This is a genomic window from Campylobacter concisus, assembly GCF_902460895.1.
GTDB lineage: Bacteria > Campylobacterota > Campylobacteria > Campylobacterales > Campylobacteraceae > Campylobacter_A > Campylobacter_A concisus_BC.
The window spans coordinates 530,318-544,055 of sequence record NZ_CABPVL010000002.1 but is presented as its reverse complement, the minus strand read 5'-3'; the positions used below and the strand labels follow the sequence as shown (position 1 = coordinate 544,055).

The 13,738-nt window shown below is 39.6% G+C and carries 8 protein-coding genes; all 8 read right to left on the bottom strand.

Features of this window, described 5'->3' with window-relative positions; all coding sequences use genetic code 11:
- Nucleotides 1-22 precede the first annotated feature (22 nt).
- The 8 genes from iadA to rplA all read right to left on the bottom strand — a co-directional run bounded on the left by iadA (nucleotide 23) and on the right by rplA (nucleotide 13,685).
- The gene (gene iadA / locus F3G98_RS03935; protein WP_149725769.1) at nucleotides 23-1,156 is read right to left on the bottom strand and encodes a beta-aspartyl-peptidase; all 1,134 of its coding nucleotides are present in this window, start codon (nucleotides 1,154-1,156) and stop codon (nucleotides 23-25) included.
- Nucleotides 1,153-2,565 (bottom strand): Na+/H+ antiporter NhaC, encoded by a 1,413-nt coding sequence (nhaC, locus tag F3G98_RS03930; RefSeq protein WP_149725768.1) that lies wholly within the window; start codon nucleotides 2,563-2,565, stop codon nucleotides 1,153-1,155. Before nhaC ends, iadA begins: the two co-directional genes overlap by 4 nt.
- A 135-nt stretch (nucleotides 2,566-2,700) precedes the next feature.
- A complete protein-coding gene (locus F3G98_RS03925; protein ID WP_087582018.1) occupies nucleotides 2,701-3,090 on the bottom strand; it encodes a DoxX family protein in 390 nt (129 codons plus the stop codon).
- Between the two features lie 133 nt (nucleotides 3,091-3,223).
- Entirely contained in the window at nucleotides 3,224-7,738 is a 4,515-nt protein-coding gene (gene rpoC / locus F3G98_RS03920; RefSeq protein WP_087583693.1) for a DNA-directed RNA polymerase subunit beta', read from the bottom strand.
- Entirely contained in the window at nucleotides 7,725-11,870 is a 4,146-nt protein-coding gene (gene rpoB / locus F3G98_RS03915; protein WP_149725767.1) for a DNA-directed RNA polymerase subunit beta, read from the bottom strand. Before rpoB ends, rpoC begins: the two co-directional genes overlap by 14 nt.
- Before the next feature lie 117 nt (nucleotides 11,871-11,987).
- Nucleotides 11,988-12,365, bottom strand: coding sequence for a 50S ribosomal protein L7/L12 (gene rplL, locus F3G98_RS03910; RefSeq protein ID WP_012001504.1), 378 nt, complete (start codon nucleotides 12,363-12,365; stop codon nucleotides 11,988-11,990).
- A gap of 29 nt (nucleotides 12,366-12,394) precedes the next feature.
- Nucleotides 12,395-12,880 carry a 50S ribosomal protein L10 gene (gene rplJ, locus F3G98_RS03905; protein ID WP_009294520.1) on the bottom strand — a complete coding sequence of 162 codons (486 nt, stop codon included), beginning with the start codon at nucleotides 12,878-12,880 and terminating at the stop codon, nucleotides 12,395-12,397.
- 103 nt (nucleotides 12,881-12,983) lie between these two features.
- Entirely contained in the window at nucleotides 12,984-13,685 is a 702-nt protein-coding gene (gene rplA / locus F3G98_RS03900; RefSeq protein WP_002941167.1) for a 50S ribosomal protein L1, read from the bottom strand.
- Between the last annotated feature and the right edge of the window lie 53 nt (nucleotides 13,686-13,738).

Here is a 13,738-nt window from a genome sequence, read left to right as displayed (position 1 = left end):
AATAACGGTTAATAAGTTAGACTTATTCATACGTTCCTTTTTTTATAAAACCACTGTCATCTTTTAAAATTTCACCCTTTGCAACGACAAATTTAATCTCAAATTTCTCATCGATTAGCAAAATATCTGCATCGTAATTTTCTTTTATCTCGCCTTTTTTGTTTTGCAAGGCCACGCTTTTTGCCACGTTTGTCGTAAAATATGGCAACGCCTCCTCGATGCTAAAGCCATCTTTTACAAAATTTATAAACTCTTCATATAGGCTCTTAACGCTAGCGATGCCAATTTTTAGTAAATTTCCGTCGATATCGTAGCTAGAGTAGCTACCAAAGCCGTCTGAACTAATGGTTATCTTATTTGTCGGTAAATTCTCTTTTTTGATGCGCTTTACAGCATCAAGTGGCGTAAGTCCTGGCATGCAGGTAAAGTCGATATAGCCGCCATCTTTTATAAATTTAAAGCTTTGTTTAAAAAGCTCCTCGTTTCTATTTACGTGCGTTGGCTGAAATAGCGTGATTGGCATGTCATACTCGTTTAGCACTTCATAGATCAAATTTAAGCCCTTTTTGCCGTCACCCATGTGAAGCGTGGTGTGGCCTGACTTTGAGCTGATCATACCAGCCACCCTGCCAGCCGAGACTATGTGAGCGAGCTCATCTTTGCTCACGCTTGATGAGCGGTGGTCGCTTATGGCTAGCTTGGTGCCGATTATCGGATCAACAAAGACAATATCTTTTTCGATCTCGCCAGTTATGGTTGGCGTTTTAGAGCTGTATGCGCCAGTGTGAGCATAGCATGTGATGCCCTCGTCGTTTAGTGCGTGTGCTTTTGCGACTAAATTTTCAACGCTTCTTGTCGTGCTGTCAGTTCCAAGTAGTCCAACAGCCGTCGTTATACCAGCTTCTATTAAATTTGATAGCATGATCTCAGGCACTCTAGTCTTAAAGCCGCCCTCGCCGCCACCACCTGTTATATGCACATGCTTATCTATGAGACCTGGTATAGCTATGAAATTTGAAGCGTCGATCACCTTTACATTTGGTAAATTTGGCTCTAAATTTTCAGCTATGCAGACGATCTTGCCATTACATATAAATATATCTTTTTGACCAAGAAATTTTGGCGAGTAAATTTTGGCGTTTTTTATAAGTATCATTTGGCGTCCTTATTTATCTTAGCTATGCCGATGCCGGTGAGTGCTAAAATGATAGCAAAGACAACGCCCATGTAGTTTAGTATCGCCCATGGCAAGTACTCTACCGTTGGCACACCAAGTGTAGCAGTCATATATGCGCCTGCTGCTGACCAAGGGATGAGTGGGACGATCACAGTGCCAGAGTCTTCAAGCGTTCTTGAGAGGTTTTTGGCTGCTAAATTTTTCTCTTTATAAAAGTCTTTAAACATCTCGCCAGGGATGAGGATAGAAAGATATGAACTACCTGTGACAAATGCGACAGTTAGGCATGATCCGATAGTCGAGATGATGACGCCTGCTGCTGATTTGACCTTTGCCATGATAGTGTGAAGCACCTTTGTAAGCATGCCAGTTTTTGAGATGATGCCAGCAAAGCCCATAGCGCAGATGACTAGGATAGTGGTTGAATTTACCGAGCTCACACCGCCTCTATTTAGAAGCTTAGTGATATCTTTTGAAAACTCTATATTAATGCCGCTCATCGTGACGTTAAAGCCAGTCATCACTGAGATAAAGCCATTTTTAAAGCTAAAATCTTGAACTATAACACCAAGAAGCACTGAAAATAGCGAAGCTATGATCATGACAGGTATCGTTGGCCACTTTAGCACAGAGCCAGCCAAGACAAAAAGCACAGGCAAAAGTAAGATGATGTTCCAGTGAAAAATTTTATCAAGCTGACCTTGAAGCGCCAAAACCGACTCTGAAACATTCGCGCCACTACTTGCAGCCTCGCTTCCAAAAAATAGATAAGCCGCTATCGCAACGATAGTTGCTGGGATAGTTGTATAAAACATATGTCTGATGTGCTCATAAAGCTCTGAGCCAGCTGCTATCGGAGCTAGGTTTGTTGTGTCTGAAAGCGGAGAGAGCTTATCGCCAAAGTATGCTCCTGCGACTACCGCACCAGCAGTTGCTGCTAAATTTACATCAAGACCTTGAGCTATGCCCATGATGGCGACACCGACTGTGCCAGCAGAACCCCAAGATGTGCCAGTTACAGTTGAGATGATAGCTGCAATGACAAAAGCGGTTAGGACTAGATACTGCGGACTTATAAGATCCACGCCGTAGTAGATGATCATAGGGATAGTGCCTGAAAATACCCATGAGCCAATAAGCAAACCGACCGCCCAAAGTATCATAAGCGCTGGCAGTGAACTAGAAATTTTCTCTATCACTCCTTCTTGAAGCTCGCTCCAACTATATCCTAGTCTCCAAGCGATGCCACCAGCCACAAGGGCAGCTATCAAAATGATCGGCTCAACCTTTAGTTTCATATAACCAACGCCAAGCGCAAGGCCTACGATCATAACCAAGATAGGCGTAAGGGCCAGTAAAAACGAAGGCTCTTTTTTTATAGAGTTCATCATGTGTCCTTTAAATTTGAGATACTTTTGAATTTAAAGGCAATAAACTTAAAGTGTTATAAAAAAATAAACTAAATTTAAATTTTAAATAAAATGTGTGAAAATTTAGCACATTTGATATGTGCTAAATTTAGATCAGTCTTGCTTGATAGCGTATTTGCCGCTGCCAGTCGAGATAATGCAAAGTGATATAGCGATATAAAGATATATAAGCTCTGCTTTAAAGCCATTTACATTAGTTAGCTCAAGTAAATTTGATAAACCAAAATATGAATACAAAATGACAAGACTAGAGCCAAAAACTAGGAGCGCGCCAAGCCTTGAGTAAAAACCAACAGCGATCATTATAGGGGCTAAAACCTCGCTCATATAGGCAAAATATGCCAAAAAGCTAGGTAGTCCAGCATCAACTAAAATGCTCTTTACGCCGCCAACTCCGTGTAAAATTTTGCCAAAGCCATGCATAAAAAGGCAAATTCCAAGACCTAAGCGCAGGAATAAAAGTCCAAGATCGACATTTTTCATAATATCTCCGTTACATATTTTTAGTTAGGGATTTTATTTAATATTGATTAACGGCTTGTAAATTTTGAAATTTTGTAAATTTAAGTGGGGAAATTTATAAGAGGATTAAGCCCCAGATGCGGGGCTTAATATATTAGTTTTCTTTGATCTTTATCTTTTTATCTTTATAAAAACCAGTGCCAACTGGGATCATACGTCCAAGGATGACGTTCTCTTTTAGATCTTCAAGATAGTCAAATTTAGCAGCGATTGACGCTTCTGTTAAGACCTTAGTTGTCTCTTGGAATGACGCAGCAGAGATAACACTATCACTTCCGATAGCCGCTCTTGTAACACCAAGAAGGATCGGCTCAGCGATAGCTGGCTCGCCACCCATTTTCATGATGCGTTCGTTTTCTTCTTTAAATTTGTTTCTTGAAACCATGTCGCCAACGATGAAATTTGTATTTCCACTATCGACGATTTTGACTTGGCGAAGCATTTGAGAGACGATGATCTCGATGTGCTTATCAGCGATCGCAACACCTTGGCGACGATAAACTTGCTGAATTTCACTGATCAAATAGTAGTGAAGTGCCTTTTCACCAAGAATTCTTAAGATATCATGGCTTGAGATAAGTCCGTCTGTTAGTTTCTCACCAGCATGAACAAATTCGCCGTCTCTTACTTGGATCTGGCGGCTCTTCTCGATCAAATACTCAGCTGTCGTGCCATCTTCTGCTTGGATGATGATGCGCTCTTTTGAGCGAAGTGGCTTGTCAAATCTAACAACGCCGTCGATCTCAGCAACGATAGCTGTATTTTTAGGGCGTCTTGCCTCAAATAGCTCACTAACTCTTGGAAGACCACCGGTGATATCTTTTGACTTAGCAACAGCTTTTGGAGTCTTAGCCAAAATGTCAGCTTGAGCTACTTCATCGCCACTTGAAACAAAGATCGCAGTTTTTGGATCAAGCGGATACTTGATCAAATGTCCGCTCTTTGTAGTGATAATGATCGCTGGTTTTACGCCACTTGGCAAATATTCGTTGATAACAAGACGTCTTTGACCAGTTGCCTCATCAGCTTGTTCGGTCGCACTATATCCTGGCTCGACATCTTCAAAGCTAACCACACCAGCCTCTTCTGCGATAGTTGGAGTTGAGTATGGATCCCACTCAGCGATTATTAGCTTGTCATCTTTTTCAGGTAGTGAGACTACTGTCGCTCTTTCTACTGCATCATTATCTGATACTTGGATGATAGAATTTCTTGGGATGTAGTGGCGAACTGCCTCACGTCCATCTTTATCAGAAACGACAACAAAGAAGCCTTTTTCAGTTACTTTGTGACCTTTTTTTATATCTTTTAGTCTATCAAGGAAGTCACCTTTTAGTATGAAAAATTTAACCACACCATTTGCATCTGCTGTGATCTTTCTAGTTACTGGATCGCCATCTGAAATTTTAAGCTCACTAGCATAAGGGATACGATTTGGAACGTTCCAGCCCTCTTTTATTATCTCAACGATACTCTCATTCTCTTTTACCTTATCGCCATTTGCATAAGGGATATACATCTTGCCTTCGATCTTGCCGCTAACACCAGCTAGTTCATTTGGTTTAGCAAGGTCGTTTCTTCTGATTGTATATTTGATCTCTTCTTTTTTGCCTTTGATAACGATATTTACGTCTTCATGGGCATATTCGATCTCGATTTTACCATCGATTGTTGATTTTATCTTTGGCTCAACAAGTAATACAGCAGCACTTCTTCTGTTTGCAACGATTTTCTTGCCGTTGTTCTCGTATGTGCTAAGGTTGTAATATCTAATAAAGCCCTCTTTTTGAGCAATGACTTGGCGGTCTTGCTGCTCAGTAGAAGCCGTACCACCGATGTGGAACGTTCTTAGCGTTAGCTGAGTACCTGGCTCACCAATTGACTGAGCTGAGATGATACCAACAGCCTCACCTGGTTTTACAAGTTTGCCCTCACCCAAATTTAATCCGTAGCATTTTGCGCAAACGCCTTTTGGCGCCTTGCACGTGATAGGAGTTCTAATGCTTACTGATTTTATGCCAGCTTCTGTTATTGCCTTAGCTTTCTCCTCATCAAGCAATGTGCCTTCGCTAAATAAAATTTCATTTGTTATAGGATCGATCACATCATCTGCTAAAACACGGCCCAAGACTCTCTCTTCAAGGCTTTCTATTAGCTCGCCGCTCTCTGTGATATCTGTGATCTCAACGCCCTCGTGCGTACCGCAGTCGTGCATTGTGACTTTAACGTTTTGAGCAACGTCGATTAGCTTTCTTGTTAGGTAACCAGCGTTGGCAGTTTTTAGCGCGGTATCAGCAAGACCTTTTCTAGCTCCGTGGGTTGAGTTGAAGTACTCCATTATGTTTAGACCTTCACGGAAGTTTGAAATGATCGGCGTTTCGATGATCGAGCCGTCCGGTTTTGCCATAAGACCACGCATACCAGCTAGCTGGCGAATTTGCGCTGCACTACCTCTCGCACCAGAGTCTGCCATCATATAAATTGAGTTAAATCCGCCCTTGTCACTTTGGATAAGCTTCATCATCTCGCTTGCAACGCTGTTATTTGTATCTGTCCAGATATCGATGATCTTGTTGTATCTCTCACTATCTGTTAAAAGACCAGCGCCATATTGCTTTTGAATTTCACGAACTTTTTTCTTAGCTTCGTCGATATATTTTTGCTTACTATCTGGCACGATGATGTCTGCGATAGAGATAGAAATTCCCGCTTTTGTAGCATATCTAAAGCCTAAATTTTTAAGCTTATCAAGGAAGTCAGCCGTTACTTCAAGGCCGCCATTTCTATAAACATAATCAACCAAATTTGCAATGTCTTTTTTCTTCATGATCTTATTCCACATATTTTCAGGGACAAAATCAGGAAGTATCGCTCTTAAGATCAAGCGACCAGCAGTTGTAAAGATGATCTTATTATCAACCATTGTCTTAATTTTAGCGTGAAGACCAAGAGTATTAGCCTCTTCAGCGATCATTACTTCATCAACGCTTGAGAAAATTTTGTTTGCGCCTTTTTCATCGTTTCTCTCTAGGCTTAGGTAATAAATTCCTAAAACCATATCTTGTGAAGGGACTGTGATAGCCTTACCACTTGCAGGAAGCAAGATGTTCATTGAGCTAAGCATCAAAATTTTGCACTCAGCGATAGCCTCTTGAGATAGTGGCACGTGAACAGCCATTTGATCACCGTCGAAGTCAGCGTTGAACGCCGCACAAACTAGCGGGTGAAGCTGGATCGCCTTACCTTCAACAAGCACTGGGTGAAACGCCTGGATAGAGAGCTTGTGAAGTGTCGGAGCACGGTTTAGCATGACCGGATAGTCTTTAACGACCTCTTCTAGGCACTCCCAAACCTCATTTGTCTTATCTTCTATCATTTTTTTAGCTTGCTTAACGGTTGTCGCATAGCCTTTTTCTTCAAGGCGAGCAAGCAAATGTGGCTTAAATAGCTCTAAAGCCATCTTCTTTGGAAGACCGCACTGATCCATCTTTAGCTTTGGACCAACGACGATAACAGAACGTCCAGAGAAATCAACACGCTTACCTAGCAAATTCTGACGAAAGCGGCCTTGCTTACCTTTGATGATCTCACTTAGTGATTTTAGTGGGCGTTTATTTGCACCTTTTACTGCATTTGCTCTGCGGCCATTGTCAAATAGCGCATCAACAGCCTCTTGAAGCATTCTCTTTTCGTTTCTGATAATGATCTCAGGTGCGTCAAGCTCAAGTAGGCGTTTTAGACGGCTATTTCTATTTATTACACGGCGATATAGATCATTTACGTCTGAAACAGCAAATTTACCACCATCAAGATTAACAAGTGGTCTAAGATCAGGTGGAAGAACTGGTAAATTTGTTATCATCATCCACTCTGGGCGGTTACCTGAATTTAAAAAGCTCTCGATAACCTTTAAACGTTTTACGATAGTCTTTTTCTTGGCCTCAGAATTTGTAGCCTCCATCTCTTCTTGTAGCTGATTTAAAATTTGAGTTAGGTCAAGCTCAGCTAGCATATCATAGATGACCTCGCCACCCATTCTAGCACTAAAGCCAGTCTCTTCATATCTTGAAGCTAGGCTTTGATATTGCTCTTCGTTTAAAACGTCATATTTTTCAACTTTTTTAGAATTTTCATTGTCATAATAAGCCTCACCAGCGTTATCAACAATGTATGCCTCATAGTAAAGTACTCGTTCAAGGTCTTTCATCTTGATACCAAGAAGCGCACCTATACGGCTTGGCAAGAAATTTACATACCAGATATGAGCCACTGGAGTTACAAGCTCGATGTGACCCATGCGAGAACGACGAACTTTAGATGTTGTTACTTCAACGCCGCACTTTTCGCATTTGATACCTTTGTAGCGCATCTTTTTATATTTACCACAAAGACACTCATAATCACGGATCGGTCCGAAAATTTTGGCACAAAACAGACCGTCACGCTCAGGTTTTAGCGTGCGGTAGTTGATAGTTTCTGGTTTTTTAACCTCGCCATAACTCCAAGATTTTATCTTCTCAGGACTTGCTAAACGAAGTTGGAAAGCTTCAAAATCACGAGGTCTATGCTCTTCTTTTATCTCAACTGGTTTTAAATTAGTTAGTTTCATTTGTCTCATCCTCATCATATACTTCCACATCAAGAGCTAGTGATTTTAGCTCGTTTGTTAGAACAAAGAACGTCTCAGGGATACCAGTCTCAGGAACGTTTTCACCTCTTGTTAAAGCTTTGTAAGCCGAAAGTCTTCCCTCAACATCGTCTGATTTTACAGTTAGCATCTCTCTTAGTGTATGAGCAGCACCATAAGCCTCAAGTGCCCAAACCTCCATCTCACCAAACCTTTGACCCCCAAATAATGCCTTACCACCGACAGGTTGTTGTGTAACAAGGCTGTATGGTCCAGTGCTTCTTGCGTGAACTTTTTCATCAACCAAGTGGTGAAGTTTTAGCATATACATACAACCAACATTAACGCGTTCTCTTATCTTTGAGCCTGTGCGTCCGTCATATAGCTCGGTTTTACCGTCACTATCTATCTTAGCCATCTCAAATAGTTTTGCAAATTCGTCAGCTTTAACGCCTTCAAAAATCGGAGTTGCAAATCTTACGCCATTGCTCCAATCTTTTGCATATTCAAGAAGCTTCTCATCGCTCATCTTACCAAGAGCTTTTTTAGCGTCCATTAGCTTAGCAACGCTTGCGATCTCTATCATCTTAGCCCTTAGCTCTTTTATCCACTCGCCTTTTTTGGTCTCAAAAATTTCATTAATCTGCTCACCTAAGCGGTAACCAACAAGACCAAGGTGGCTCTCCAAAATTTGACCGATGTTCATACGGCTTGGAACGCCTAGTGGGTTTAGCACGATATCAACGATCTGACCGCTTGGAAGATACGGCATATCGACTTCTCTAACTATATTTGAAACGATACCTTTGTTACCGTGACGTCCAGCCATCTTATCGCCAACTTTTAGTTTGCGTTTTGTAGCTATATAAACTTTTACAAGTTTTACAACGCCACTTGGCAAAATATCATCTTTTTCTAAAATTTCTATCTTAGCGTCGTGCTCTTCTTTAAGCTTTTTCTTCTCATTTTGGAAGTAATTTTTTAGCTCGTCATATTTCTTTTGGATATCTTTTGAAAAGCTCTTTACGATAGCATTTAGAGTAAATCTATTGATATTCTCAAAGTCAGCTTTGTTGATCTTTGAGCCTTTTTTATACTCTTTTTTATTTACCTCTTGATCGCTCGCTAGTGGATTTTTAGAAAGAAGTGCTGTAACTTTTAGCATCTCTTCGCGGTCTAGCATAAGCAGTCTATCGTGATGCTCTTTTTCTAAAAGTGTCTTCTCTTCTTCGTAAGCCTTGTTTGTTCTGCTATCTTTTTCATAGCCTTTTTTGGTGAAAATTTTAACATCAACAACCACGCCTTCCATTGAAGCTGAAGCATAGAGCGATTTATTTACCACGTGACCAGCTTTTTCACCAAAGATCGCACGAAGTAATCTTTCTTCTGGAGTTGGCTTAACCTCGCCTTTTGGAGATACCTTGCCAACAAGGATCATGCCAGGCTTGATCTCTGTACCGATTTTAACTATACCGCTTTCATCAAGGTGCATAAGCTCCTCTTCTTTGACGTTTGGTATATCTTTTGTTATCTCTTCAACGCCGTCTTTTAGCTCACGAGCCTCGATCTCTTTTTCATAGATATGAACGCTTGTAAAGGCATCTTCACGTATCATTTTTTCACTAATAACGATCGCATCCTCGTAGTTGTAGCCATTCCAAGGCATAAACGCAATTAGTGCGTTTTTACCGATAGCTAGCTCGCCTTTTTCCATGCTTGGACCATCAGCTATGATTTGATTAGCCTCGATCTCGTCGCCTTTTTTAACGATAGGGTGTTGTGAAAATGTCGTATTTTGGTTTGTTCTTAAATTTTTCTCTAAAGAGTAGTGATCGATATATGGACCAGCTTCATCTTCACCAAGGATAAAGATGTTTTTATTATCAACCTTTTCAACCACGCCTCCACGTTTTGCTTTTACGCTCTCCCAAGCATCTCTTGCGATAACACTCTCCATACCTGTTCCAACGATAGGAGCAGTTGAACGAAGTAGTGGCACAGCTTGACGTTGCATGTTTGAACCCATAAGCGCACGGTTAGCGTCGTCGTGCTCTAGGAAAGGGATAAGTGAAGCTGCAACACCTGCTATCATACCAGAGCAAAGGTCAATCAAGGTAACATCTTCTCTACGAGCAAGCATCATCTCGCCCTCTTTTCTAACCTCGATCAAATCCTCAACAATATGTCCATTTTCATCAAGCTTGGTTGATGCTGGAGCGATAACATTGCCCTCTTCTTGTGTCGCTGTTAGATAGACTATCTCATCAGTCACTTTACCATCGACAACCTTTTTATAAGGCGCCTCAACAAAGCCAAGGTCATTTACTTTTGCATAAGTTGAAAGAGTGTTTATAAGACCGATATTTTGACCTTCTGGTGTTTCAACCGGGCAAATTCTGCCGTAGTGAGTTGGGTGAACGTCACGCACCTCAAATCCAGCACGCTCTTTTACTAAGCCGCCCTCGCCAAGTGCAGATAGACGGCGCTTGTGTGTAACCTCACTAAGTGGGTTTGTCTGATCCATAAACTGGCTTAGCTGACCGCCTGTGAAAAATTCCATAATTGTCGCTGTGATCATTTTCGGATTGATAAGATCATAAGGCATGATCTCGTCAGTATTGTTGCTCAGGCTTGTAAATTTATCACGGATAGCCTTTTGCATCTTAACAAAACCAAGGTGAAGCTCGCTAGCAAGTAGCTCACCAATAGATCTTATACGGCGGTTGCCAAGGTGGTCGCGGTCGTCGATGTGACCTTGTCCATTTTTAACTTTTATAAGATATTTTGCAGTTTTGATGATATCTTCGCTAGTTAGCAAAGTAACATACTCTGGCACATCAAGCGAAAGCTTGTGATTCATCTTCATACGACCAACTTTTGTTAGGTCATATCTTTCAGGGTTAAACAATATATCATTTACAAAGCTCTTTGCGGCCTCTTTAACTACTGGCTCGCCAGGTCTCATAACCTTATAAATTCTAATCGCAGCAAGGTCATTTTCATCATCAACGCCCTCGGTTTGTTTTAGAACTTTAAGCATGTCATTGTCAGCTATAAATGAATTTATGATAGCGTCGTCAACACCAGCTGCGGAGTTGTTTATGATCTCGATACTTTCATGCTCAGCTAAAATTTTTGCAAGTTTATTCTCATCAAGAGCAGATAGTGTGTCATATAAAATTTCGCCGCTTTCTGTGTTTATCACAGGGTTTGCCAAATATCTACCAATAAGTGCTTCTATTGGATACTCAACAAATTTAACACCATCTTCGATTAATTTATCGGCTTTTTTCTTTGTTAGACGCTTGCCAGCTTGGTGAAGAATCTCTCCATCTTCATTTTTTATATCATACTCAACTCTTCCTAGATAATCCTCTGGGTTAAAAAGAGTTAAAAATTTATTATTTTTAATAACTAAATTTTGTATCGAATAAAATAGCTTAATAATGTCTTGTTTTTTATATCCTAATGCCCTAAACAAGATAGTTACAGGCACTTTTCTGCGCTTATTTATCCTAACATATAAAATATCTTTTGTATCATATTCAAAGTGCAACCAAGATCCGCGATCTGGGATTATTTGAGCTGTATAGATAAGTTTATTTGCAACAGTCGCACTCTCTTCTTGTTTAAAGATAACGCCAGGACTTCTATGAAGTTGATTTACAACAACACGCTCAACACCATTTATAATAAATGAAATTCTATCTGTCATCAACGGAATTTCGCGTATAAAAATTTCTTGCTCTTTTATATCTTTAACGCCAACTTTATCACCAGTCTTATCGTCTTTTTCATGTACGATAAGGCGTATTTTCATTTTTAAATTTACAGAGTATGTAAGACCTCTTTCTATGCACTCTCTGATTGTATATTTTGGTTTTCCAATCTCTGAGCTAACATATTCTAAAGTCAAACGATTTTGCGGATCATGTATAGGGAAAATCGACTTAAAAACTTTTTCGATACCGCTTTCTGTCTGATTGTTATTTAGATTTAAAAAATTATCAAAGCTCTTTTTTTGTAGTTGTAGTAGGTTCGGAACGTCTATCTCTTTAACGACATTAGAGAAGTCAACCCTAAGACGATTTCCTGAGTATAAGCTATTTAACATTGCATCTACCTCGTGGTAATTTTGAAAGAAAAGTATAGCCTTTTACAAGGCATCTAAAATTTAAAAAAGAGAGAGCCTCTGCCCTCTCTTGAAATATTAAGCCTAAATAATAAAAAATTATTTAAGTTCAACCTTAGCACCAGCCTCTTCAAGCTCTTTTTTAGCTGCTTCAGCTTCGTCTTTGCTAACGCCTTCTTTAAGAACAGATGGAGTTCCTTCAACTGCGTCTTTAGCCTCTTTAAGACCAAGACCAGTAAGAGCTCTAACAACCTTAATAACGTTGATTTTCTTATCACCAGAATCAACAAGAACAATGTTAAATTCTGTTTTTTCTTCAGCAGCAGCCGCGCCACCAGCAGCAACTGCACCACCAGCTACCATTACAGGAGCTGCGCTAACACCAAATTTCTCTTCAAACTCTTTTACAAGTTCGCTAAGTTCAAGTACAGAAAGATTAGATATAAACTCTAATACGTCTTCTTTTGTAATTGCCATTTTTTATCCTTATTATTTTTTTAATTTAATTAAGCTGATTGTTCTTTTTTCTCTTTAAGCGCATTCAAACCAATTGTGAAATTTTGAATTGGCGCATTCCAAACTTGCAAAAGCATCGCAATAAGCTCATCACGGCTAGGCATTTTAGATAGAGCTTTAACTTTATCAACGCTTGCAACTTCGCCATCAATATAAGCTGTTTTAATTTTGAAAAGATCAGAATTTGACTCTTCAAATTTTGCGGCTACTTTAGTTACTGCTAATTGATCTTCACTCCAAAGATAGATATTTGTATCTTTGAGTTCCATTCCGACTTTATCAGAATTTTTAAGAGCAATATTTGCAAGAGTATTTTTAATAACTTGAACTTTTACATTTTGTTCTTTAGCAGAATTTCTTAAAACTTCAAGTTTTTTAACTGAAAGACCACGATAGTCACAAACTACAATAGCTTCAGCAGTTTTAAATTCACTCTCTAATTTTGCAACAACTTCAGTTTTTTCGTTACGTGTCACTTTTTCTCCTTTCCGACCGGTAATTTCAAGCAGAGCGGGTCGAATCAATTAAGCCCAATGGCCTCGGCTATCTCCAATCTAAGATATAAATTTCTTTAAATTCTTATTTTAAATCCATAACTTCTTGAGTATCAAGAGTTACAGAAGGGCTCATTGTTAAAGACAATGAAGCATTTTTTACATATCTACCTTTTGCAGTCGCAGGTTTATGTTTATTAATAGCTTTAATAAATGTTGAAATATTTTCATTTAATTGTTCTTTAGTAAAATTGACCTTACCAAGACCTGCATGTATATTTCCTTGCTTATCAACACGGAAATTTACCTGACCACTTTTTGCATTATTAACAGCTTGTGCAACATCCATTGTAACTGTTCCAGTTTTTGGATTTGGCATTAAACCTTTAGGTCCTAAAATTCTACCAACTTTACCTACAAGACCCATTAAATTTGGAGTAGCTATAAGAACATCAAAATTCATTATACCTTTTTGGATATCCTCAACTAGATCATCAGCGCCAACTATATCAGCACCAGCAGCTTTTGCCTCATCAGCTTTAGCATCTTTTGCTATAACTGCAACTCTTACAACTTTGCCTGTACCAGCTGGTAAAACAACAGAACCACGAACCATTTGATCAGCATGTCTTGGATCAACATTTAATTTTAATGCAATCTCAACTGTCTCATTAAATTTAGCAGAAGCTAGAGTTTTAACTGTATCGATAGCCTCGCTAAGGTTATAAATTTTATCTTGCTCTACTTTTTTGAGCAATTCTTGAAATCTCTTACTAGTTTTTCCCATAAATTTCTCCGCATATAAATTGCTTCCGTCTTTTGAAAATCAACCTGACGGTA